The organism is Bombilactobacillus folatiphilus (assembly GCF_023380265.1).
GTDB classification, from domain to species: domain Bacteria; phylum Bacillota; class Bacilli; order Lactobacillales; family Lactobacillaceae; genus Bombilactobacillus; species Bombilactobacillus folatiphilus.
On the sequence record NZ_CP093366.1, the window covers coordinates 348003 to 372196 of the forward strand.

Consider the following 24194-nt stretch of genomic DNA (forward strand, 5'->3'; position numbering starts at 1 on the left):
ATGAAATCAAACAAACCATGAAGGAGGAGTTAAATGGCTTATCAGGCATTGTACCGTGAATGGCGTCCGCAAAATTTTGGCGATGTGGTTGGGCAAGAAGTGATCACAACGACATTGAAGAATGCCGTGATGGAACAGCAAGTCAGTCACGCTTATTTATTTACAGGTCCACGCGGCACTGGTAAAACTTCGTGTGCCAAGATTTTAGCCAAGGCAATTAATTGTCCTCACCAAACCGATGGTGAGCCCTGCAATCAATGCAGTATTTGTCAAGATATCACCGATGGTAGTTTGAATGATGTGCTGGAAATTGACGCTGCCTCCAATAATGGTGTCGAACAAATTCGTGATATTCGCGATAAAGTGAAATATGCGCCCACGCAAGCGGAATATAAAGTTTATATTATTGATGAAGTGCATATGCTCTCAACAGGGGCGTTCAATGCTTTGCTTAAAACATTGGAAGAACCGCCAGCCAAAGTGGTTTTTATTTTGGCAACGACCGAACCGCAAAAAGTCCCAGCGACGATTATTTCGCGGACGCAACGCTTTGATTTTCGTCGGATTGAAGCGGCAGATTTGTTAACGCGAATGCAATTTATTTTGCAAGAGAAACAGTTAACTTATGATGATCAAGCCTTAGACACGATTGCCCAAGCTGCTGAAGGCGGCATGCGCGATGCGTTGAGTATTTTGGATCAAGCGTTATCGTTAGGTCAAGGTCAACTAACGTTAGACGGTGCATTGCAAGTGACGGGCGCACTCAATCAACAGCAATTGGCGCAGTATCTTACAGCTGTTGGTCACCAAGATGCAGTGGTAGCTTTGCAGTCTTTGCATGAGATTATGGCTAGCGGGCGTTCGGCAAATCGCTTCACGGATGCGTTGATGGAAACCGGGCGCGATTTATTATTGGCAAAAAGTGATCCCAAATTATTGTCACAGTTGGATCAAGAATTAATTGCGCCAGATGTGTTGGAATTACGAACACAGTGGAATTTTAAACAATTATACGAGTTGATTAATCAAGCTTCGACGACACAACAAGAATTAAAAAATACCGATCGCCCCTTAATTGCTTTGGAAGTTTTGACGGTTAGATTAGTCGATCTTTTGGCTCCTCAGTCAGCTGGTTCCAATGCAGCCGTTGATGACCAACAATTAGCACAGTTGCAACAACAAATTCAGCAATTACAACAACAAGTTGCGCAGTTGCAGACGCAAGTTCAACAAAATCAGACAACGTCAGCACCAACCATGCCGGCAGCGGGTGCAACGCCAGCTCCTAGTGAGCCAAAAAATACGAGTCACACCACTGCTAAACCCAAAGTCCATGTCGATCAAGTTAAAGTTAATCAAATTTTACAAGCGGCGACACGTGAGGCTTTGAATACGGTCAAAGAAGTTTGGCCGGATTTGATGAGTATGCTGAGTGTCACGCAACGGGCAGTTATGAAGGTTTCCAAGCCTGTAGCCGCTAGTAGTCAAGGCGTGATTGTGGCGTTTGACTATGCAATGTGGTTTGAACGGGTGATGAGTAATCAAGAAATGTTATCCATGTTAAAAAATAACTTGGATCAACTTTTGAAAAATGACGCAGAAGTGGTGTTGGTTTCAGCACAAGATTGGCCGAAAATTCGCCAACAATTTTTGCAAGGCCATCAAGTTCACGCTGCCACAAAAACGCCTCAAGTTGATGAGGGCGAAAAATTAGTTCAACAAGCTCAAGATTTGTTTGGCAAAGATTTAGTCGAGGTCAAAAAAGATTAAGAATAAAGGAGACCACAGATGCAATATCCCAAGTCGGTCAATAGATTGATTGATTCGTATATGAAATTGCCGGGCATTGGCGAAAAAACCGCCACGCGCCTAGCATTTTTTACCATTGATATGGATAATGAAGATGTGCAGGAATTTGCCGCTAGTTTGCAAGCTATTAAACAGGAACTGCATTATTGTCATATTTGTGGCAATATCACTGATGTTGAACCGTGTGATATTTGTCAAAGTGCCAGTCGAAATCAACAGCAAATTTTGGTGGTGGAGCAACCTAAAGACGTTATGGCGATGGAAAAAATGCAAAGCTATAATGGCTTATATCAGGTGCTAGGGGGCGTCTTATCACCAGTGAACGGCGTCGGTCCTGACGAATTACAGATCAAGCATTTATTAGAGCGGTTGAAGCAAAATACTGATTTAAAAGAAGTTATTGTAGCCACGAATGCGACCCCTGAAGGAGAAGCCACGGCAATGTATTTGGCCAAATTGATTAAGCCATCAGGAATTAAAGTGACGCGCTTGGCGCATGGTTTGGCCGTCGGTGCGGATATTGAGTACGCTGATCAGATGACTTTGCAACGTGCCGTCGAAGGGCGGCAACCAATTTAATTTTATTTATACAATTAAGAAAAAATGGAGAAAGTGGGCAAATTAGTGGCAGGATTATTTATTTCGTTGGAGGGTCCCGATGGTTCCGGCAAGTCAACAGCTGCCCAAACAATCGTTGCCAATTTAACCGAACTTACAACAAAACCGATCCTTTTAACCCGAGAACCGGGGGGCAGTGTTATTTCGGAACAAATCCGCCAAGTCATTTTGGATGTGGATAACACGCAAATGGATGCACGAACCGAAGCTTTGTTGTATGCGGCTCAACGGCGCCAGCATTTAGTAGATGTGATTTTACCAGCGCTCAAAGAAGGTCAGATTGTGATTAGTGACCGCTATGTGGATAGTTCGATTGCTTATCAAGGTGCGGGTCGACAGTTAGGCACGCAAGCGATTGCGCAAATTAATCAATTTGCGACTAGGGGCTTCTTGCCGCAACTAACACTCTATTTTGATATACCGGTGGAAGTAGGTTTGGCGCGCATTAAGCAACACCGAGTGGAGCCTGAGGATCGCTTAGAACAAGAAAAATTAGCGTTTCATCAACGGGTGCAACAGCAATATCAACAATTATTACTGGAAAATCCCCAGCGCATGAAACGGATTGATGCTCAGCAATCCCCTGCACAAGTCGCTGCTGAAGGTTTAACGCAAATTAAGCATTGTTTAAAAGAAGAAGGATGAAATCATGAAGTTATTGATTGTTATTGTACAAGATAAGGATCATTCCAAATTGAGCAAGGCCTTGAATCAAGCGCAAATTCGTTCCACACGGTTATCCACAACGGGTAATTTTTTACGGAACGGGAACTCAACTTTTTTGATGGGAATTCAAGATGAGCAGTTAGACAACGTTTTAGACATCATCAAGGCTAATTCGCAGATGCGGCAAGAATATGTTTCTACTGCAATCGCCACCAATATGCTAGGGGAGATTCCCGAACAACCCATCCAAGTCACGGTAGGCGGGGCAACTGTCTTTATCTTGCCAATGGAACAGCTGGTTCACTTCTAATGGAGAAAACAATTACAACGGAGCAACCGCAGGCAACTAAACAAGTGGCTAATCAAATTGGCGAACAGCGTATTTCGCACGCGTATTTGATTGTCGGAGCCAATCCTGAACAACTAAATGCGTTTGGTGAGTGGTTTTTGCAGGCATTATTTTGTCCACAGGTTCACGATGGTTATCCTTGTCTTGCATGTAATTATTGCCAGCGGATTAGCCAACAAGATTTTCCGGATATAACGTGGCTAGCGACAGCCAAAAAAAGTTTTGGTGTAGATGAAATGCGCGCGGTCAAGCATGCTATGGAGCAGACACCACTAGAAGGCAGTCGGCGGGTTTTGGTGATTGAAGCAGCACAAAAGTTGACGACTGCCGCAGCCAATAGTTTACTTAAATTTTTGGAAGATCCCAGTGGTCAAGTGACGACAATCTTATTAGCCAACAATGCGGCCGCTATTTTGCCGACAATTTTGTCACGTGTGCAGTTACTTAGTTTGCAAGATCAAGCGGATCAAAATTTTAACTTGCAATTGCAGCAGCGAGAATTTGCTCAAAGTGATATTCAACTCATTACGGATGCACACTTGGAAAATTGGGTAGCGGATTTATCACCTGCACAATTTGATACAATCAAAAAGACAGCGACTGATTGGTTCAAAATTTTGCAAGTTCGCCCGGGACAGGCTTTTATTAATGTAAGTGCAAAAGTTTTGCCGAATCTTGATAATCAAGTCCAGCAACAACTCTTCTTTAATTTATTAGCCAATGTGTTGTCACAACAATTGATGGCTGTGGCGGACGATAGCAGCCAACGCAATGTTTTAGAGCGGATGATGACGTTATTCTTACACGCACAAAAATTATGGCGAGCCAATGTCAGTTTTGAAAATTGCTTGGAACAATGGGCACTGCAATTAACAACTGCTAGTTAAGGGAGGCTGATCATGGAACAACAAACGGATTATTATGCGAAATTTGCGGAATTGCAACATGTGGCCCAAGATTTGACGCAAGTTTTGGCGGAAATGAAAGATAATATTTCGCAAGTTTTGGAAGAAAACGCGGAATTAAAAATTGAAAATGAGCATTTGCGCAGTCGTTTGAGCGAAATGGATAATAAAAAAGAGCTCGAACTGCCACATGCGCGCAAAACTTTGGAAAAATTATATGAAGACGGCTTTCACGTTTGTACCGTGATGTATGGTGCACATCGTGATGGACATGAAGAATGTGCTTTTTGCCTAGATGTCATTTATGGTGAGCGAGGTTCTAAATGATTCAAGAAACGGCTAGTTTTCAACCACAGGCCACTGGGGTTTTATATTTGGTGCCAACGCCGATCGGTAATCTGCAAGACTTGAGCGCGCGGGCTGTCCAAACATTAAAAGATGTGGACTTAATTGCTGCGGAAGATACCCGCAATACGCAAAAATTGTTAAATCACTTTGAAATTACAACGCCTAAAATTAGTTTTCATGAGCATAATACGCAACAGCGGATTCCTGAATTGCTCCAAAAATTGCAGCATGGGCTTTCCATTGCTCAAGTCAGTGATGCTGGGATGCCTTCAATTAGCGATCCCGGTAAGGAGCTGGTGAATGCTTGTATTACTGCCGGGATTCAAGTCGTGCCGTTGCCCGGACCGAATGCTGCCTTAACAGCGTTAATTGCTTCAGGTTTAGCACCCCAACCGTTTTATTTTTATGGTTTTTTACCCCGTAAAGCGACGCAAATGCATCAAGAATTGGCACAATTGGCACAATTAAGTGTCACCTTTATTTTGTATGAATCACCTTATCGCGTTCAAAAAACGATTCAGTCTTTAATTCAGGCAGTCGGAGAGGAGCGCCAAGTCGTCTTGGCTCGGGAGTTAACCAAGGTGCATGAAGCGTTTTTGCGCGGAACATTGGCGCAGGTCCAGACTTATTTTCAAGAGCACGAACCACGCGGCGAGTATGTTATTTTAGTGGCTGGAAAAACGCCGACCGCTGTGGCAAAACACTTAGATGATGCACAGTTAAAGCAATTAGTTCAAACTCAAGTTGATGCTGGGATAAAACCGAATGCTGCCATTAAAAAAGTGGCGCATGAGTACCAAGAAAATCGTCAAGACGTTTACAATATTTATCATGGATTGGAGTCAGACTAATGTCCAAGAGACAATATACAGAATCATTAACCGTTCCTTATTTTGATATTGATATGACCAAAAATATGAAATTATCGGCTTTATTTAATGAGATTTTGTGGGTTTCCGAATCACAATTAAAAGAAGTCGGCATTGATTCGCAACATATGGTTGCGCAAGGAATTGGTTGGGTGGTCACGAAATATCATTTAGAAATTACGCGGATGCCACACTTGAATGAAGCAATCAGCATCACCACAGAAGCCAATAGTTATAATAAGTTCTTTTGTTACCGTACTTTCACGGTTCAGGATGCTTCGGGGCAAGAAATTGTGAAATTGACCAGCAATTGGGTGATGTTGGATATCCAAAGTCGTAAAATGATGGTCATTAAGTCTGAAATTATGGAACAATTAAACTGTCCTTATTCCACAGAAATTTGGCGGTTTCCACGTATTGATCTTGTGGAACATACCGACCAGCCAATCGCGTATCCAACACGTTTTTTTGATATTGATATTAATGGTCATGTGAATAATGCTGTTTATTTGGATTGGATGCTTGATTCGTTGGGGCGCGACTTTTTGATGGCACATCAATTGCAGCAGTTGGATATTAAGTACGAACAAGAAGTGCAGTATGGTGACACCGTGGAAAGTTTCGTGCAACAAGAGGGCTTGACCACTCATCATTTAATTAAAACATCTGCTGGAATTAATGCCCAAGCGCAAGCCGTTTGGCAGCAGAATTAACGAGATTCTTTTCTGAAAGAATCTTTTTTTATACAGTAATTTTTAGAAAAAACTGCTACAATTATTAGTAATTATTATAGTTAAAGGATTGATGTCATGAAAAAACAACAGACCTCATCTTGGGGTCGTCGCGTTAGTCTAGGATTGATGATAGTTGTCTTGTTTATTTTGCTAGCGATTTTATCTTGGCGTTCCACTCAGCCGCTTACGACGAATCAATCTGAAAGTGTTCCCACGCTTTATCTGCACGGTTATGGTGCGGGTGCGAAGTCCACTGATTATTGGATTAATTACGCCAAAAAGCATGATCAGGCGCAAAAGGTATTGACGGCTGTCGTATCACCTCAAGGCAAAGTCAAATTGCAGGGCGAATGGGGGACACGTGTGAAACATCCGTTGGTGCAAGTTGTCTTCCAAGATAATAAAAATACGGATTATCAACAAACCAGTCGGTGGTTTGCAAAGGTTTTGCAAGCCTTGCAACAACGTTATCAAATTAAACAATACAATACGGTGACACATTCAATGGGCAACTTAACGACAATGTATTATCAAATGTCGCCCAAACTCAAAAAAGGCTTGCCTAAGTTGCATCAGCAAGTCAATGTTGCGGGCCATTTTGATGGTATTGTGGGCAAGGATGATCAGCCTAATCAGAATCATTTGCAACAAAATGGTGAACCACAGCAGCAAGATGCTACTTATCGGTATTTGAAACGCAATCGTCAACAGTTTCCAAAGAATGTTTCGGTCTTGAATATTTATGGCAATCTTGATGATGGTACCAATTCTGATGGTGATGTGACGGTCGTATCTGCTAAATCACTGGGCTTTTTGGTGAAAAAGCAGACTCATTATCAAGAATTAGAAATTAAGGGTGCTAAGGCCCAGCACAGTCAGTTGCATGAAAATCCGCAAGTTGCGCGAGCGATTGACCACTTTTTGTGGGCAAAATAATCAAATTTGACCTTGCCATTCTTTTGAAAATTGTTGTACAAAGTTGCGCATGTAAGTGGTTCGTTGGTGCGCTAACTGTTGCCCGGCTGTTGTGTTCATCAGTTGTTCTAAGTGAAATAATTTTTCATAAAAATGATTAATCGTCGTTGTTTGATGTTGACGATAGTTAGTTTTGGAGGTTAGTTCAATAGGCTTGAGCTGTGGATCATAAAGCAACTGCTTGTGGCTGGCACCGTATGCAAAGGCTCGCGCAATCCCAATTGCTCCTAAAGCATCTAAGCGATCGGCATCTTGAACATACTGCCCCCAGGTTGGTAAAACTTGTTTGTGTTGCAGATTTTGGGCAAAGGACATTTTGGTAATAGTTTGCATGATTTCTTGTTGTTGCGACTCGTCAAATCCTGCTTCAGTTAATAATTGCATAAGTTGTTGCTTTCGGCTTAAAATATCATCTGTAAGCTTATCGTCAATCGTATCGTGCAATAAGCTGGCTGCTTGCAACAAAGCGGTGATGTCAGGCGTTAACGGCTGGTCTGTTTGGTATAAATTGACCGCTAAGCTCGCGACACGGCAAACGTGATTGTAGTCATGTCCGCTGACGTCGTTACCTAGAGTTTTTTGGGCAAACGATTGGATTTGCATAAGATTCATATAAAAGCGCCTCTTTTTAATTCAACATAACATAAAGAAGATTTGAAATGCAAAATCAAAGGAGGTGATGTGTGCTGGAAACACTGGTAACTTGATATTAAGTTTTTGGGCAATGGGTCGTCGCGTAATTTAGGGCGCTAATAAATCTACACAGATTTTAGTTGGGAAATGGAGTGTTAGCGATTGTTTCGACATTAGTGTGGGTCAAAAAATGAGCTCAATAATATTAATGTTATTTTTGGGCCTATACACAATGTCACAACGGATATTAAGGAGAGTGTACAGTGTCATACTTAGTTATCAATGCAGTTGGATTAATAGTCTTTTTGACCATTGCGTTTTTGTTTTCAAAGAATAAAAAAGCAATTAATTGGCGTTCAATTATTGTCATGGTAGTCTTAAATTTGGTCATTGCTTGGTTCTTAACCAGCTTTGCAGTTGGGCGTCAAATTGTTTCAGGGGCGGCCGACGGCTTCAACGCGTTAATTCAGGTGGCTTATTCAGGAATTGCGTTTGCTTTGCCAAGCATGGTTCATGTTAAAAACATGGATTTTGTGATTAGTTCATTGATGCCGATTTTATTAATTGTTCCACTGTTTGATATTTTGACCTATATTGGTTTTTTACCATGGGTAATCAAATGGATTGGCAAGATTTTAGCCAAAGTGACCGGTCAACCTCGATTTGAATCATTTTTTTCCGTTGAAATGATGTTTTTGGGAAATACAGAAGCTTTGGCGGTTTCAGGATTACAGTTACGTCAAATGAGTAAAGAGCGCAATTTGACGATTGCAATGATGTCCATGAGTTGTGTCACTGCATCCATTTTGGGAGCTTATACCAAGATGGTACCTGCGCAATTTGTTTTAACGGCAGTGCCTGTGAATATCATTAATGCGATTATTGTGGCTAGTATTATGAATCCTGTGAGTGTGACGCCTAGTGAAGATACGATTGCCACTGTTTCGGGACAAACAGATGATTCAGAAACTAGTGGACGTGAACCGTTCTTCTCCTTTTTAGGTGATTCAATTCTTGCCGCAGGAAAATTAATTTTAATTATTACTGCTAATGTGATTGCTTTTGTTGCTTTAGCAAACTTAATTGATAAATGTTTGGGTTTGATCAATCCTTGGTTGAGTTTGGAACATTTATTGGGAATCGTTATGTTTCCTTTTGCTTGGCTCTTGGGCTTAAATGTCCAAGATGCCTTTCAGTTTGCCCAGTATATGGGTACCAAATTAGTCACCAATGAGTTTGTGGTGATGGGGAAAGTTTCCTCAATTATTAAACACTTTAGCCCGCATTATCAGGCTATTTTGACAGTCTTCTTAACATCGTTTGCCAACTTTTCAACTGTCGGTATGATTATCGGAGCGTTTAAAGATTTGGTTGACCGTGAAAAAAATAATTATATCGCTAAAAATATTAGTTATCTCTTAGTTTCAGGAATTTTGGTTTCACTTTTATCCGCGGCTACTGTCGGTTTGTTTGTGTGGTAGCTGGATTTCAAAAGCAGGTCATCAATTGGTGATCTGCTTTTTTGATCCATAAAATTAAAAAATAATTGACACTAAAATAGCTTACAGTTAAGATTAATTAATCTTATTAAGAAAAGAGGAGATAAGTATGGAAGTTATTGGATCATTTCTGTTAGTTATGTGCTGTATGTTTTTGGGGGAATGGGTGTCTACCAAAACCCATGCTTATCTCCCGTCTATTTTTGTTACAGCGGTTTTATTTATGATTGGTTACTGGACTTTTTTTCCAAAGAACATGGTCGCCAAAGCGTCATTTACGGATACAGCCGTTAATATGTTTTTATCATTTACCTTAGTGCATTTAGGAACAATGATGAGCTTGAAAAAATTGTTACAGCAATGGCGCGCAGTCTGTATTGCCTAAAGCTTATCAAACGTCAGCTTTTTTGTTGGCTAATTTGACGCATGGCGCCGTTAATTCAAGCATTATCTGTTTAATTTTAGGCGTAATTTTCCATCAGATTGGTTTTTTAGATGATGAAATTGTACAAAAAAGCGGGAATTTATAATTGGTTAATGTACGGCATCATGGCTTACGGTTTTTCGCAGTTACGCTTGGTTTCGGTATCACAATTATTGCCATTAATTATCCAAATTGTCACTTTGATTGTATTGGGCTTAATCTGCATGTTGCTGGTGGCGCTAGTCTTAGCGAAGCCATTTAAAATGTCGTGGCAAATGGCTTACGCTTGTTCGTTAACGGCGTTGTTTGGCTTTCCAATGGATTATGTTTTGACGAACGAAGTAATTGATAGCTTGACGACAGATACTAAACAAAAAGCTTACCTCACAGACCAAATGCTGCCCAAGATGTTGGTGGGAGGCTTTGCCACAGTTTCAATTGCCTCGGTTGTGATTGCTTCCGTTTTTTTAAGACTATTATAAAAGGAATCAAAAAACCATGCCGTCTCAAACGTCATGGTTTTGTTAGTTAATGATTAATATAATGGACAAATTGCGAACCAGTTAACCCAGCACTCAAACCTACTAGCAATTTAATCCGCGCTTTTTGACCATTGAGTCCGCGACAAAAGACAATGCCCATTTTTTGTAGATGCGCCCCGCCACCTTCATAAGCATATACCGGTTCAGCAATGCCGTTGAAACACCGTGAAACGAGAATAATGGGAATGTTATGGTCTAATAATTTTTGCACGGCGGGTAAGGCTTGGGGGGGCAAATTGCCGGCACCGAGCGCCTCAATCACCAGTCCATGAGTTGTTGGTTGATCAAGCACTTCAAATAATTCAGAAGTCATGCCGGCGTAAGCCTTGACTAGGAAAACACCGTCAATCACTTGTTCAATTGGTAAATGTTTTTGGGGCACAATTTCTTGAATATAGTCCACGTGACCGTCAGACAAAATGCCGATGGGACCAAAAGTTGGCGTCCGAAAGGTGGCCACATTAGTTGTATGCGTTTTGGTCACGTAACGTGCGGAATGAATTTCGTCATTCATCACTACAACTACACCTTGACCCACCGATTCATCAGCTCTGGCAACTTGGATTGCCGATTTAAAATTATATAATCCGTCGCTGCCGATTTCGTTGGACGAACGCATAGCGCCTGTGACCACCACAGGCATGTGACCTTGTAAAGTCAAATCTAGAAAGAAAGCTGTTTCTTCTAAGGTGTCTGTTCCGTGGGTCACCACCGCGCCAAAAAAACCTTCTTGTTCAGCTTGGCGAATTCGTTTGGTTAGTTGCAGCATGTGTTGCGGTGTCATATGCGGTGAAGGCACGTTAAAAATTTCTTCAGTCACGAGTTCCAAATGATGCGCATTAGTCAGATCTAAAGTAGCTAAGGGATTTTGTTGATTGGGTTTAATTTTACCATCAGTGCTGGACATTGAAATAGTCCCACCCGTATGTAAAATTAGAATTTTTTTCGTCAATGTTTAAACATCCTTTTATAATTATTCTTATCAATTCTAACACGTTTGGCTTTAGATATGATATCGTTAAGATGATACAAATCTTGGAGTAGGAAATAAAGCGTAAAGTGCTGGTGGAACGGAATGTGAACACCGGACGAAAAGTCGAAATGCGGCTTGCGGTTTTATTTTCGCATTCGCCACGATGCTGGTGGCAGCTCCTTAAGGGGATGCTGAAATTGGATAAACTACAACTCAGTAAAAAAGTGTTTGGTTTAACTTGGTTGGCGATGTTAATCGCCTTACAAGTAATTGTTGGTCGTTTTCATGTGGGACCGAGTTTTTTAAAAATAGGTTTTGGTTTCATTGTCACAGCCTTGATTGGTTATTATTTTGGTCCCATCAAATCAATTGGGGCAGGGTTTATTAGTGACATTTTAGCCAATGTTTTGTTTCCGCCACAAGGTGGGTTCTTTTGGGGTTTTACTTTGTCAGCGATGGTGACTGGCTTCATCTATGGTCAGTTGCTATACCAAAAGCAAATTACCTGGCAACGTTTGTTGGTGGTGAACATTGTTGTAATTTTGGTTGTTAATTTATTATTGAATACGATTTGGGTATGCGTGTTAGGCAAATTACCCTTTCTACAGATGCTCTTACTGCGGGGTGTGAAAGAACTGATTTTCATTCCGATCCAGACGATCATGCTCTGGTTAGTCTTTAGATGGTTGAAACAACATAGTTTTTTGGAATAAAATCAAGCTGCGGCTTGATTTATTTTTGAGTAAAAAAGATTAGAGGTTAAAAACAAATGAAGCTTTTAACAATTGATACTTCTAGTGGTCCGCTAGTGGTTGCGAGCGTTCAAGATCATCAGGTGTTGGCTCAAGTCAGTGAAACTCAGTTGAAGTCACATAGTATTCAATTATTGCCCGCCATTGACCAAGTTGTCCAACAAGCGGGCTGGCAACCGCAAGATTTGGAGCGGATTGTGGTGGCACAAGGTCCGGGTTCGTTTACTGGTTTGCGTATTGGTGTCACTACCGCCAAAGTGCTGGCATGGACACTGGAAAAAGAGCTAGTTGGAGTCTCCAGCTTGGCCGTGTTAGCAGGTAATGTGCCCAATTTTGCCGGCCTAATTGTGCCTGTTATTGATGCGCGCAATCAAAATGTCTTTGCGGGTGTGTATCAAGTTGTTCGAGGTGAATTGCAGGCGGTGGTGGCTGATTGTCATACTAGTTTGGCGCAATTGTTATTACAGTTGCAAGCAATGGCACTACCCGTGCAGTTTGTCGGTGATTTGCCCGCCGAAGATTTAGCCCTCATCAAGGCACAATTGCCGGATGCCAAATTTTATGCAAATAATCAACCACAAGGTCATGTTTTGGCACATCTAGGCCAAAAGCAAACACCCGTGGTAAATTTGGATACCTTTATTCCAAAATATTTGCGACAAACGCAAGCTGAAGTAGTTTGGGCGCACAAGAATCCAACATTGGATTCACAAAATCAGCATTATGTTGAAGATGTTTAGGCGTGAAAATTTAAAAAATAGGAGTTTGACATGCAACAAGATGTTTTGATTTTAGCGTTTGAAAGTAGTTGTGATGAAACCAGTGTCGCAGTCGTCAAAAACGGCAAGGAAGTTCTAGCCAATATTATTGCCACTCAGATTAAAAGTCATCAACGTTTTGGTGGCGTCGTGCCAGAAGTAGCAAGTCGTCATCATGTGGAACAAATTGTACATTGCAGCCAGTTGGCGATGGAACAAGCGGGTGTTAGCTATCAGGATTTGTCTGCAGTGGCGGTGACTTATGGTCCGGGGCTGGTCGGTTCACTCTTAGTTGGTTTGATGGCAGCCAAGACGATTAGTTGGGCACATTCGTTGCCATTGATTGGCGTTAATCATTTGGCTGGTCATATTTATGCGGCTAATTTGGTAGCGACGATCGAATATCCGGCCATGGCTTTAGTGGTATCTGGTGGTCACACGGAATTGGTGCATTTGACTGCTCCCGGTCATTTTGAAATTTTGGGTGATACCCGTGATGACGCCGTGGGTGAAGCTTATGATAAAGTTGGGCGGATGTTGGGCGTGAATTACCCCGCTGGCAAAACGATTGATCAGTGGGCGCATGAAGGTCAAGATAATTATCAATTTCCGCGGGCAATGTTGGAAGAAGATAATTTAGATTTTAGTTTCAGTGGCATCAAAAGTGCTGTCATTAATATGTTGCATCACGCTGAGCAAGTGGGTGATGCTGTGAACAAAAAAGATGTGGCCGCTAGCTTTCAGGCAGACGTTTTGGATATTTTGGTAACGAAAACTAAACGGGCGTTAAAAAAATATCCAACGCAACAATTGATTGTGGCTGGAGGTGTGGCAGCTAATTCCGGTTTACGCGAACGATTGCAGCAAGAATTAGGTGACCGAGTGACGTTGATTTTCCCGCCGTTACGTTTATGCGGGGATAACGCTGCGATGATTGGGGCGTTTGCTTACATTAAGTATCAACAGCACGATTTTGCGGATTTAACGTTGAATGCAGATCCGAGTTTAGATTTTGAATATGCAGAGTAAAATGCTTTGGATTAACTAAAGGCTATGCTAAACTACTTGAGTTAGGCATAGTTTTTGTTTTATGCAAACGATTTCGAATAAAAAGTAAAGGAGGATCTACAAATGGTGGGAATAGTGATTGCCAGTCATGGCGGTTTTGCGAAAGGTATTTTGCAATCCGGTAATATGATTTTTGGTCAACAAGAAAATGTGCAAGCAGTGACATTTATGCCCAACGAAGGTCCTGACGATTTGCATCAACATCTACAAGATGCAGTTACCCAATTGGAGAATGAGACCGAAGTGTTATTTTTGGTTGATTTATGGGGAGGTTCGCCGTTCAACCAAGCTAATACTTTGTTTGAAGAGCATAAGGATCATTGGGCCATTGTCACGGGTTTGAATTTGCCCATGTTGATTGAAGCGTATGCCTCACGTATGTCGATGGATTCGGCACAAGAAATTGCGGCGCATGTTTTAAAGGAAGCTCAAGCCGGTATCAAGTTGCGTCCAGAATCATTGGCACAACAAGCTGCCAAGAATTCGAATGCCACGGTATCGGCAACTGTCAAAGAAGGCAAACCGGGTAAAATGGAATATGTCTTGGCGCGTATAGATTCGCGTTTGTTGCATGGACAAGTGGCGACTTCTTGGAGTAAATCCGTGAAGCCGAATCGGATTATTGTTGTGTCGGACGCGGTCGCCAAAGATGAATTGCGCAAAAAATTATTGGTGCAAGCTGCTCCTGTGGGAATTAAAGTGCATGTCATTCCCGTTAAGCAAATGATTAAGATTGCTCAAGATGATCAACATTTTGGTGGTCAACGCGCATTATTATTATTTGAAACACCGCAAGATGCTTTGCGAGCTATTGAAGGCGGTGTGCCGTTAACGACGTTAAATATCGGTTCGATGGCGCATTCCGCGGGCAAGGTGCAACCTAATAAAGTGTTAGCCTTTAATCAAGATGATATTGATACTTTTCAGAAGCTGGCGCAATTAGATGTTCAATTTGACGTACGGAAAGTGCCCAATGATTCACCTGATAATATGCAGTCCATTTTGAATAAGGCACAAGCAGAATTGGATAAACAAAAATAAAAAGAACGGAGGAGTAGAAACATGCATTTAAATGCGATTCAGATCATTTTAATTTTAATTGTTTCTTTCTTGGCGGGAATGGAAGGAATTTTAGATCAATTTCACTTTCATCAACCAGTCATTGCCTGTACTTTAATTGGCTTAGTGAGTGGTGATTTGACGCCATGTTTAATTTTAGGCGGTTCTTTAGAAATGATGGCCCTAGGTTGGGCGAATATTGGTGCAGCAGTTGCTCCTGATGCAGCGTTGGCGTCAGTAGCTTCAGCAATTATTTTGGTTTTAAGTGGCGGTCAAAGTCAATCCAGTATTTCATCGGCGATTGCGATTGCCGTCCCACTAGCCGTTGCGGGCTTATTGTTGACAATTTTAGTGCGGACTTTAGCAACAGGGATTGTACATATTATGGACTCTGCTGCTAAAGAAGGTAATTTGCGTAAAATTGATTTTTGGCAGGCGATTGCGACTTGCATGCAAGGTTTAAGGATTGCGATTCCAGCCGGTTTAATCCTTATGATCGGTGCGAGTCCAGTCAAAATTTTGTTAGCGATGATGCCAGCTTGGTTGACCGATGGTTTGTCCATTGGCGGAGGCTTAGTCGTGGCTGTTGGCTATGCGATGGTCATCAATATGATGGCTAGTCGCGAAGTTTGGCCGTTTTTTGCGATTGGCTTTGTGCTAGCCACCATTAAAGATTTGACCTTGATTGGCTTAGGGGCGATTGGGCTCGCGTTAGCGCTCTTATATTTGGCATTGTCGAACAATCATGGCGGTTCCGATTCGAACTCGGGTGGTAACGCCAATGTTGGCGATCCCGTGGGCAATTTGATTGATGACTATTAAAGGAGGACCAAGATCATGAATGAAAAAAAGCTTACATTAACGAAAAAAGATCGATTGGCTGTCTGGTGGCGGTCGACTTTTCTGCAAGGTTCGTGGAATTATGAGCGAATGCAAAATGGTGGTTTTGCTTATTCTTTAGTACCGGCGTTAAAAAAGTTGTATCATACTAAAGAAGATCGGGGAGCCGCTTTAAAACGGCATCTGGAATTTTTTAATACGCATCCTTATTTGGCTTCACCCGTGTTGGGAGTAACCTTAGCTTTAGAAGAAGACAAAGCTAACGGCGCGCCAATTGATGAAGTGACGATTCAAGGTGTCAAAGTGGGTATGATGGGGCCGTTTGCAGGAATTGGTGATCCAGTCTTTTGGTTCACGGTTAAACCGATTGTCGGTGGTTTGGCCGCTTCCTTAGCCATGGCCGGCAATATCATGGGGCCGATTATCTATTTCGTGGTTTGGAATGCGATTCGGATGGCCTTTACATGGTATACGCAGGAATTGGGTTATCGAGCTGGTTCGAAGATTACAGAAGATTTATCAGGTAATTTGTTGCAGAATATTACCAAAGGTGCTTCGATTATGGGGATGTTTATCCTTGGGTCGCTGGTTAACCGTTGGGTCACGGTTAAGTTCACGCCTGTGGTTTCGAATGTTAAATTAGACGGTAAAGCGTATATTCATTGGGATCAATTAGGTCATGGTCCGCAAGCCATTCAACAGGCGCTTTTGCAGCAACAACAAGGTTTATCGTTAACGGCGCATAAGCTGACCACTTTGCAAGATAATTTAGATTTGCTGATTCCCGGTTTGGCGGGCTTATTGCTCACTTTGTTTTGTATGTGGCTGCTCAAGAAGAAAGTTTCACCGATCATTATTATCTTGGGCTTGTTCGCCGCAGGTGTCATTTTCCACGTTTTGCATATTATGTAAAAATTAGATTGTGATTGGCATTTTGGTTTGAATGCCGATGACATGGACGTACAATAATTCATTGTAAATAAAAAGGAGGTTTATTTATTATCAGCCTCCTTTTTGCATTTTGATGACTAATTATCTACTCCGAAAATTGATTAAATTTGCCACTATGACCGCCACGGTGATGATAGCAACAATAATACTAATGTTGGTTAAAAAAGAAAAATCATTTTGAAAAGTTGTGCAAATAATGTTGAGAATCATTAACACGATCATGACGTTATTTAAAGTCCTTTGATTGCCACTTTTGTCTTTGGTAAACTGCATGTACGTGGCGACTAAGGCGGCGATGAAAGAGACAATTGCTTCTGCGATAGCCAGTTTTTGCTTTAAAGTGCCGGAATTGACTAAACTGGGATTGACAATGGATACGACAAAACTTAACAATAACAGAATCCAAACTATTAACGATAATTTGTTTTTGCACTTGACCATAATCTCTTCGCTTCTTTCTGATGAATGTTTTGGAAATGAACTCACTTTTATTATAATGATATTTCAAATTGTGCCAAGTTAATATGTGAATTATTAATTGAATTTAAATAATAGTAAATCATTTTTAGCAATTCAATGTACCGTTTATTGATGTGGAGTAGCCATTTATTGAATAACTTTATCAAATTGTTATATTTTCTTTATCATATATCATACGAAAGGACAGTTTGTAGTTAGATTTACTAGTTAATATTTGGAGAACAAATAGGTTTTAAACTTGGATATATCAATATATTTTACTATTACTAAATCTTTAAGGGTACAAAAACATTTGGTAAATAGTAATTTTTTTTTCATAAATTTTACTATTACTAAATCTTTAAGGGTACAAAAACTAGACCCGGTGATAACACCACCGCCAGTGTATTTTACTATTACTAAATCTTTAAGGGTACAAAAACGTAGGGGCAGTCTCATCTGTAGTTTTTTCAATTTTACTATTACTAAATCTTTAAGGGTACAAAAACTGCAGTTGGTTAACCTTGGCGTCGATTTCGATTTTACTATTACTAAATCTTTAAGGGTACAAAAACATGCTCGAACGGCTCCCAAATATGCAGCTGATTTTACTATTACTAAATCTTTAAGGGTACAAAAACTAACCAAACTGTTAGGAACTCTCTTCCTTGATTTTACTATTACTAAATCTTTAAGGGTACAAAAACAGATGTCGAATACATTAACATTATCGGCTAATTTTACTATTACTAAATCTTTAAGGGTACAAAAACCCTAACCCGGGTATACTATGGCTGCCAGCAATTTTACTATTACTAAATCTTTAAGGGTACAAAAACCTTTGCTCTTCAATTCGCGAAGCAGTCTTGATTTTACTATTACTAAATCTTTAAGGGTACAAAAACCTCAAATTTAAAAATTAATCTCTTTTTAAGTTTGAAACTTCTGTGCTCATTAATGAAAAATCATCAGAATTAAATGACGTCTCACATCCCGACGATACATTCATTACCCCTAACAATATCAAATTTTGCGGCATTAAGTCAATTTTTTCAGAATATCATTTAAAGCCAAAAGATCAACAATTATAAAACACTTTATCCAAGAAAGCCTATTGACAAAAAATGTTTTTAAGTTTAATCTAATTTAAATTTAATAAATAATCAATAGGAGTCGAAAATGACAAAAAATCGCAATCAAGATTTGTTGCAACAAGAAGCTAAAGTTGTAGCACCAGCTTCACGAATTAAGTATTTTGATCTGGTGATTAAAAGTGGACAAGGAGCGGAGTTGACTGATGAAAACGGACGTACATATTTGGATTTATTGGCTAGTGCTTCCGCAACGAATACCGGACATTGTCACCCTCATGTTGTAGCGGGGATTCAGCAACAAGCGCAACAATTAATTGAGTATACGCCGGCTTATTTTGCTAATCGGACTACAGCAGAACTGGCAGCACGCTTGGCCAAATTAGCACCGATGAGCGGTCCCGTCCAAGTAGCGTGGGGGAATTCAGGGTCTGATGCCAATGATGCGATTATCAAATTTGCTCGTGCTTATACCAAACGTCCCTATGTGGTCAGTTTTACCGGAGCTTATCATGGCTCGACTTATGGATCAATGAGCGTTTCGAGTGTGAGTTTGAATATGTCCCGCAAAATGGGACCATTACTGCCTGGTGTTGTCCGCGTGCCGTATCCTGATGTTCATGATCGGCTTCAAGGTGAAAGTGAATCAGCTTTTGTCCAACGATTGTTCAAAGCATTTCAACAACCGTTTGAAACTTATTTGCCTGCTGAAGAAGTCGCGGTGATTTTGATTGAACCGATTCAAGGTGATGGCGGCATTGTGAAGGCACCGCAAAAATATCTGGAATTAGTTGCCAATTTTGCCCATCAGCACGGCATTTTATTCGCTGTTGATGAAGTGAATCAAGGTATGGGGCGCACCGGTAAATGGTGGTCTATTCAACATTTTGGCATTGAGCCGGATTTGATGTCAATTGGCAAATCTTTAGCATCAGGCCTACCATTGAGTGCCGTTATTGGTCGGCAAGAAATCATGGCTGCGCTAGATGCTCCTGCTAATGTATACACGACAGCTGGTAATCCAGTCGCGACGGCGGCAGCTAATGCGACATTGGATGTAATCGAAACTGAAAATTTATTGGAACGTTCACAAGTTTTGGGAGTCAAGGCGGAACAATTCTTTGTGCAAACACAAGCTAAATATGATTTTGTGGGTGATGTGCGAATGTATGGTTTAAATGGAGGAATTGATATTGTTGATCCAAAAACCAAGCAACCTGACACTGAGCGCACTACAAAGTTGATTACACGGATCTTTGAATTGGGGGCGGTCATGATTAGCTTGCGGGGCAATATTTTACGCTTCCAGCCACCGTTAGTGATTACTGAGGAACAATTGAACCAAGCTTTCGCTATTATTGATCAAGCAATGTTCGATCTCGCGAATGATCAAATCCAATTACCACAAAATGCAGCAGAAATCGGCTGGTAGTTTTGGCACTTTATGTTAAAGTAGAATTAATTTTAGCTAAAGAGGTTCAAGATGGTTCAGTCGATTAATACCAAGGTAGATCTGGTAATGAAAGCAACGTCACATTTGGGTATGGAAACTTACGGGCAAATTATGATTGGCGATCGCGGCTTTGAGTTTTTTGATGATCGGAATGTGCAAAATTATATTCAAATTCCGTGGGTGGAAGTCGAGTATGTGATTGTTTCAATTATGTTTGGTGGTAAATGGATTCCGCGGTTTGCGTTGCAAACTAAAACTAATGGAACATATACCTTTTCTGCACGTCGGCCCAAGCCTTTGTTAAGAGCGATTCGCGAATATCTTGATACTCAACGAATTGTTCGTTCATTGACTTTTTTGCAAGTGGTCAAACGCGGTGTTAAAAATATTTTTCATCACTAAAAAAACTTCAGCAAACGTGTGCTGAAGTTTTTTAATCGATTAAGTCTTCCCATTGTTCTTCGACTTGTTTCTTTTGTTGTTGCAGGGAATCCAATTGTTCTTGTAATTCTTGCAGCTTTGAATAACTGCTTAAATTTTCTGGAGCCAGCATTTCCTGATTAATAGAAGCAATTTGTTGGTCGAACTCATCAATTTGTTGTTCCAAAGCAGCCAATTTCCGCTCTTTTTTCCGCTGGGCACTTTGTTGTTTTTTAGCTTCTTGGTAATTCTGTTGCCCTTGGTTAGTTTGGGGCAAATCGGTTTCAGAAGAGGGCGTTTGTTCGGCTTTTAAAGCGTTTGTTTCCGCCTTTTTAGCCAAGTAATAATCGTAATTGCCAAGATAAATTTCACTAGTAGTAGTCTGTAATTCCAAAATTTTCGTAGAAATTTCATTTAACAAATAACGATCATGTGAAACAAAAAGAACAGTGCCAGCAAATTGTTTTAATGCTTCTTCCAAAATTTCTTTACTTTGAATATCCAAATGGTTCGTTGGCTCATCCATAATTAAAAGATTGTTGTGTTCTAAAGCCAACTTACATAAAGTCAAACGGGCCTTTTCACCACCGGATAAATCGTGGACGATACTAAAGACGCTATCATCTTGGAATAAAAAGGAGCCCAAAATATTGCGGATATCTTTTTCATCCATTGTGGGATTGGCGTCCCAAATTTCATGCAAAACATCTTTACTAGAATCTAACTGATTTAAAGTTTGGTCGTAATAGCCGATTTGCACATTGGTTCCCCAATCAACGGTTCCCGCCAAAGGTTTGAGTTGGTCAATTAAAGTTTTAATTAAAGTGGATTTGCCAACACCGTTAGGGCCAATAACGCCTAAGCGTTCGCCCTTGGTCAAAGTAAAGGAAATTTTTTGGTCTAGAGTTTTGTCAGGATAGCCCGTTTTAAGATCCTGAACTTTCAAAACATCGTTTCCGCTATTTTTCTGAATCGTAAATTGAAAATGAACGTTATTTTCATTGCCTTGTGGGCGCGGTAAACGTTGCAATTTCTCCAGTTGCTTACGACGACTCTGGGCACGCTTGGTTGTCGAAGCACGGACAATGTTTTTCTGAACAAAATCTTCCATTTTTTTGATTTCATCTTGTTGCTTATTGTAAGCTTTCCAAGCTAGCTCCAAGTTTGTGGCCCGTTCCTTTAGATAACGCGAATAATTCCCCGTGTAATGTCGCAGCGACCCGTGTTCTAAAGCGTAAACTTCTTTAATTGTATGGTCTAAAAAATATTGGTCGTGTGACACAATCAATAATGCGCCGCGATATCCTTGAAGATATTTTTCCAACCAGTTGAGTGTGTCAATGTCTAAATGGTTCGTCGGCTCATCCAAAATTAAAAGGTCATGCTGCTCCAACAACATTTTGGCAAAGGCTAGACGTGATTGCTCTCCTCCAGATAAATTGAGAGCTTGATCAGCAAAGCGCTTTTCTGGAAAACCAAATCCTGCCAAAACTGATCGAATTTCTGAGCGAAAACCGTAACCATTTTCGTCTTTAAATTTGATTTGTAATTGATCATATTGCTGGAGCAATTTTTGATAACTGGTGGAATCAGAAGTAGCGCCTGGTTGTGCCATTTGTTGCTCTAATTGGTGTAAACGTTGTTCATCTTGGATGACCTTATCAAAAATGCGTTCCATTTCTTCATAAATAGTATTTCCGGACTGAAAAGTTGGATTCTGAGCCAGATACCCGATACTTAATTGATTCTGGTAAATCATTGTTCCAGCATCAGGTTCATGTTCTTGATTGATGATTTTTAATAGGGTGGACTTGCCCGCGCCGTTAGGGCCAACAAGTCCAATTCGAGCTTGGTCAGCGATTTGAAAATTCAGATGACTGAATAAAACGTCGCTGCCAAATCGTCGTTCAATGTTTTGTCCTTGTACAATTAACAATTTCAGACTCCTAAAAAATAAATTCTTGTTCATTCCTATTCTAACACGGGGAACAATTGGACTATATAAAAGTTAATTTAATTGGATAATAAGTTGTTCGAAAGTTATTTTGTAATTGTTATTTAATTGTAACTTTAACTCGAAGTAATGATTGTTTGATTTTTTAATAAATAATCTGTTATGTACGTTAAGAATCTGACGGTTATTGACTATTGGTTAAGCTGAAATTACAAAATGTTGAAATTATTTTCTTGCTTTTTGTTAAAAAATTCTACTAATTTTAAGCAATAAATGCCTAATTAGCTTGCATTGTGATTTTAGTTACTTGACATTATCGCACTGATTAGTAGATACTGTTAATAATATCTCTATATTATTTCACAAGGAATGTTTATTATGACAAAATACCAAATACCAAATGCAACAATCAAGCGATTACCACTTTACTATCGTTATTTCCAGTTTTTAAATGACTCTAAGAGAGACAAAATTTCTTCAAGCGAATTGGCCAAAGCTGTCCAAGTAGATAGTGCCACTATTCGGCGTGACTTCTCTTATTTTGGTTCATTAGGCAAACGTGGTTATGGCTATGAAATTGCCCCGATGCTCGAATTTTTTAAGGAATTATTGAATCAAAGTCAAACAACGAAAGTCGCTTTAGTTGGGGTCGGTAACTTAGGTAGTGCGCTACTCAATTATAATTTCTCGCAAACGAATAATATTCAAATTACGGCGGCGTTCGACAATAATCCATCATTAATTAATACCGTGGTTAATGGTGTTCGCGTTTATAATGTTGATGATTTAGCGACAGAACTGACGACGCAAGAAATTGATGTTGTGATTTTGTCCGTGCCTGTTGCTAGCGCTCAAAAAGTGGCCGATCAATTAGTTGAGGCGGGCGTAAAGGGCATTTTGAATTTTACGCCCATCAGAGTGGCCACACCAGACACAGTGCGCGTGCATAATGTTGATTTAGCAAATGAATTGCAGACGTTAATTTACTTTTTAAATAATTATAGCTAATGGAGGCCTTTACTTGGAACCATTATTCTTGCGGCCAGTTTTTCAAGAAAAAATTTGGGGTGGAACGCAGTTAGCCAAGCGTTTTGGTTACTCGTTACCACCACGGCCAAAAATTGGTGAGTGTTGGGCCATTTCAGCACATCCGCACGGTTTGTCTTATGTTCAAAATGGTTTCTTCCAAGGTCAATCGTTAGCCCAACTGTGGCAACAAGCTCCGGAATTCTTTGGCTATCCAACAGCTAAAGTCTTTCCGTTGTTAACCAAAATTTTGGATGCTGAAGATAGTTTATCTGTCCAAGTCCATCCTGATAATGCGTATGCAATGCAACATGAAGGCGAATTGGGTAAGACGGAGTGTTGGTATATTATTGATGCGCAGCCGAATTCTTATTTAATTTATGGTCATAGTGCACAGACGCTCCAACAATTAAATGACCTGATTGACAGTGGTGATTGGCAGCATTTATTAACGAAAAAGCCTGTCAAGACCGGGGATTTTATCTTCGTACCTAGTGGCAGTGTTCACGCCTTGAATCGTGGAATCATTGCACTTGAAACACAACAAAGTAGTGATACTACGTATCGCTTGTACGATTACGATCGAGTAGATGCAAAAACGGGGCAGAAACGGGCTCTGCATTTACAACAAGCTAAAGAAACTATTACGGTACCCTTCGTGGCACCACAGTTGACTTTTGACACACAACAAATTGGCCATAGTCGTATCATAAATTATGTCAAACCGCCTATTTCACCATATTTTGCAGTTTGGGGTTTAGAAATTCACGGTGACCAGCTGGCATTGACGCACCAAATCGGCGCGTATACTTTGTATTCAGTAATTGAAGGTTCTGGTCAGCTTCGAATTGGTGATCAAACTTATCCTCTCCGTTTAGGTGACCATTTTATTATTCCTGCGACTATCAAAAATTGGCAAATTCAGGCTTCTTCGTTACATCTAATTGCTTCAGAGGCAACAGGTGAATAAAATTTTTCAATAGATTGTGGTATAATTAAAAACTGAAATTATCAAAACT

Annotated in this window: 24 protein-coding genes, 1 pseudogene, 1 CRISPR repeat array and 1 riboswitch; of the genes and pseudogenes, 21 read left to right on the forward strand and 4 right to left on the reverse strand. The window is 40.5% G+C overall.

Translation table 11 applies throughout. The features are described 5' to 3' along the window. The first annotated feature begins 33 nt into the window (after window positions 1–33). The 9 genes from dnaX (at window position 34) to MOO45_RS01710 (ending at window position 7234) form a co-directional block, all read left to right on the forward strand. Window positions 34–1770 carry a DNA polymerase III subunit gamma/tau gene (dnaX, locus tag MOO45_RS01670; protein ID WP_249514699.1) on the forward strand — a complete coding sequence of 579 codons (1737 nt, stop codon included), beginning with the start codon at window positions 34–36 and terminating at the stop codon, window positions 1768–1770. Window positions 1771–1788: 18 nt separating this feature from the next. Beyond that, the gene (gene recR / locus MOO45_RS01675) at window positions 1789–2388 is read left to right on the forward strand and encodes a recombination mediator RecR (RefSeq protein ID WP_249514700.1); all 600 of its coding nucleotides are present in this window, start codon (window positions 1789–1791) and stop codon (window positions 2386–2388) included. A 45-nt stretch (window positions 2389–2433) separates the two neighbouring features. Continuing rightward, the gene (tmk, locus tag MOO45_RS01680) at window positions 2434–3072 is read left to right on the forward strand and encodes a dTMP kinase (protein WP_249514701.1); all 639 of its coding nucleotides are present in this window, start codon (window positions 2434–2436) and stop codon (window positions 3070–3072) included. Window positions 3073–3076: 4 nt separating this feature from the next. After that, on the forward strand, window positions 3077–3403 hold the full coding sequence (locus MOO45_RS01685) for a cyclic-di-AMP receptor (RefSeq protein WP_249514702.1): 327 nt from the start codon (window positions 3077–3079) through the stop codon (window positions 3401–3403). Next, window positions 3403–4329, forward strand: a complete 927-nt coding sequence (locus tag MOO45_RS01690) for a hypothetical protein (RefSeq protein WP_249514703.1) — start codon at window positions 3403–3405, stop codon at window positions 4327–4329. Before MOO45_RS01685 ends, MOO45_RS01690 begins: the two co-directional genes overlap by 1 nt. Window positions 4330–4341: 12 nt before the next feature. Continuing rightward, window positions 4342–4674 carry a DNA replication initiation control protein YabA gene (locus tag MOO45_RS01695; RefSeq protein WP_249514704.1) on the forward strand — a complete coding sequence of 111 codons (333 nt, stop codon included), beginning with the start codon at window positions 4342–4344 and terminating at the stop codon, window positions 4672–4674. After that, complete coding sequence (rsmI, locus tag MOO45_RS01700) at window positions 4674–5546, forward strand: 16S rRNA (cytidine(1402)-2'-O)-methyltransferase (RefSeq protein ID WP_249515123.1); 873 nt, start codon at window positions 4674–4676, stop codon at window positions 5544–5546. Before MOO45_RS01695 ends, rsmI begins: the two co-directional genes overlap by 1 nt. Then, complete coding sequence (locus MOO45_RS01705) at window positions 5546–6277, forward strand: acyl-[acyl-carrier-protein] thioesterase (RefSeq protein ID WP_249514705.1); 732 nt, start codon at window positions 5546–5548, stop codon at window positions 6275–6277. Before rsmI ends, MOO45_RS01705 begins: the two co-directional genes overlap by 1 nt. A gap of 96 nt (window positions 6278–6373) precedes the next feature. Continuing rightward, on the forward strand, window positions 6374–7234 hold the full coding sequence (locus MOO45_RS01710) for an alpha/beta hydrolase (RefSeq protein ID WP_249514706.1): 861 nt from the start codon (window positions 6374–6376) through the stop codon (window positions 7232–7234). Here MOO45_RS01710 and MOO45_RS01715 read toward each other — a convergent pair whose 3' ends face one another. Continuing rightward, complete coding sequence (locus MOO45_RS01715; RefSeq protein WP_249514707.1) at window positions 7235–7885, reverse strand: HD domain-containing protein; 651 nt, start codon at window positions 7883–7885, stop codon at window positions 7235–7237. Between the two features lie 284 nt (window positions 7886–8169). Here MOO45_RS01715 and MOO45_RS01720 point away from each other — a divergent pair, with 284 nt between their 5' ends. Next, complete coding sequence (locus MOO45_RS01720) at window positions 8170–9387, forward strand: NupC/NupG family nucleoside CNT transporter (protein WP_249514708.1); 1218 nt, start codon at window positions 8170–8172, stop codon at window positions 9385–9387. 127 nt (window positions 9388–9514) lie between these two features. Further along, window positions 9515–10311 (forward strand): annotated as a pseudogene (locus MOO45_RS01725) (hypothetical protein). A 46-nt stretch (window positions 10312–10357) separates the two neighbouring features. Here MOO45_RS01725 and MOO45_RS01730 read toward each other — a convergent pair. Beyond that, a complete protein-coding gene (locus tag MOO45_RS01730) occupies window positions 10358–11278 on the reverse strand; it encodes an asparaginase (protein WP_249515124.1) in 921 nt (306 codons plus the stop codon). Window positions 11279–11405: 127 nt separating this feature from the next. Further along, window positions 11406–11507, forward strand: a riboswitch (THF riboswitch). Between the two features lie 34 nt (window positions 11508–11541). On the opposite strand from MOO45_RS01730, the gene MOO45_RS01735 reads away from it, so the two are divergent. From MOO45_RS01735 to MOO45_RS01760, 6 genes are all read left to right on the forward strand, one after another. Further along, window positions 11542–12057: a folate family ECF transporter S component gene (locus MOO45_RS01735; RefSeq protein WP_249514709.1), complete on the forward strand. Its 516-nt coding sequence runs from the start codon at window positions 11542–11544 to the stop codon at window positions 12055–12057. Window positions 12058–12113: 56 nt separating this feature from the next. Beyond that, window positions 12114–12836: a tRNA (adenosine(37)-N6)-threonylcarbamoyltransferase complex dimerization subunit type 1 TsaB gene (gene tsaB, locus MOO45_RS01740; RefSeq protein ID WP_249514710.1), complete on the forward strand. Its 723-nt coding sequence runs from the start codon at window positions 12114–12116 to the stop codon at window positions 12834–12836. 30 nt (window positions 12837–12866) lie between these two features. Next, window positions 12867–13883: a tRNA (adenosine(37)-N6)-threonylcarbamoyltransferase complex transferase subunit TsaD gene (gene tsaD / locus MOO45_RS01745; protein ID WP_249514711.1), complete on the forward strand. Its 1017-nt coding sequence runs from the start codon at window positions 12867–12869 to the stop codon at window positions 13881–13883. Between the two features lie 102 nt (window positions 13884–13985). Further along, window positions 13986–14963, forward strand: coding sequence for a mannose/fructose/sorbose PTS transporter subunit IIA (locus MOO45_RS01750; protein WP_249514712.1), 978 nt, complete (start codon window positions 13986–13988; stop codon window positions 14961–14963). Window positions 14964–14984: 21 nt separating this feature from the next. Further along, window positions 14985–15803 carry a PTS mannose/fructose/sorbose transporter subunit IIC gene (locus MOO45_RS01755; RefSeq protein ID WP_249514713.1) on the forward strand — a complete coding sequence of 273 codons (819 nt, stop codon included), beginning with the start codon at window positions 14985–14987 and terminating at the stop codon, window positions 15801–15803. A 15-nt stretch (window positions 15804–15818) separates the two neighbouring features. Beyond that, entirely contained in the window at window positions 15819–16733 is a 915-nt protein-coding gene (locus MOO45_RS01760) for a PTS system mannose/fructose/sorbose family transporter subunit IID (RefSeq protein WP_249514714.1), read from the forward strand. A gap of 120 nt (window positions 16734–16853) precedes the next feature. Here the strand turns inward: MOO45_RS01760 and MOO45_RS01765 are convergent, their stop codons facing one another. Beyond that, the gene (locus MOO45_RS01765; protein WP_249514715.1) at window positions 16854–17213 is read right to left on the reverse strand and encodes a hypothetical protein; all 360 of its coding nucleotides are present in this window, start codon (window positions 17211–17213) and stop codon (window positions 16854–16856) included. Window positions 17214–17506: 293 nt separating this feature from the next. Next, window positions 17507–18136: a CRISPR direct-repeat array (repeat unit 36 nt; unit sequence ATTTTACTATTACTAAATCTTTAAGGGTACAAAAAC). A gap of 274 nt (window positions 18137–18410) precedes the next feature. On the opposite strand from MOO45_RS01765, the gene MOO45_RS01770 reads away from it, so the two are divergent. Together MOO45_RS01770 and MOO45_RS01775 are read left to right on the forward strand one after the other, a co-directional pair. Continuing rightward, window positions 18411–19754: an aspartate aminotransferase family protein gene (locus tag MOO45_RS01770; protein WP_249514716.1), complete on the forward strand. Its 1344-nt coding sequence runs from the start codon at window positions 18411–18413 to the stop codon at window positions 19752–19754. A 51-nt stretch (window positions 19755–19805) separates the two neighbouring features. Then, entirely contained in the window at window positions 19806–20177 is a 372-nt protein-coding gene (locus tag MOO45_RS01775; protein WP_249514717.1) for a DUF956 family protein, read from the forward strand. 31 nt (window positions 20178–20208) lie between these two features. On the opposite strand, the gene MOO45_RS01780 is transcribed toward MOO45_RS01775, so the two are convergent. After that, window positions 20209–22131 (reverse strand): ABC-F family ATP-binding cassette domain-containing protein, encoded by a 1923-nt coding sequence (locus MOO45_RS01780; RefSeq protein ID WP_249514718.1) that lies wholly within the window; start codon window positions 22129–22131, stop codon window positions 20209–20211. A gap of 396 nt (window positions 22132–22527) precedes the next feature. Here MOO45_RS01780 and MOO45_RS01785 point away from each other — a divergent pair, with 396 nt between their 5' ends. Both MOO45_RS01785 and MOO45_RS01790 read left to right on the forward strand, forming a co-directional pair. Then, entirely contained in the window at window positions 22528–23157 is a 630-nt protein-coding gene (locus tag MOO45_RS01785) for a redox-sensing transcriptional repressor Rex (RefSeq protein ID WP_249514719.1), read from the forward strand. 13 nt (window positions 23158–23170) lie between these two features. Next, window positions 23171–24145, forward strand: a complete 975-nt coding sequence (locus tag MOO45_RS01790; RefSeq protein WP_249514720.1) for a type I phosphomannose isomerase catalytic subunit — start codon at window positions 23171–23173, stop codon at window positions 24143–24145. Window positions 24146–24194 lie beyond the last annotated feature (49 nt).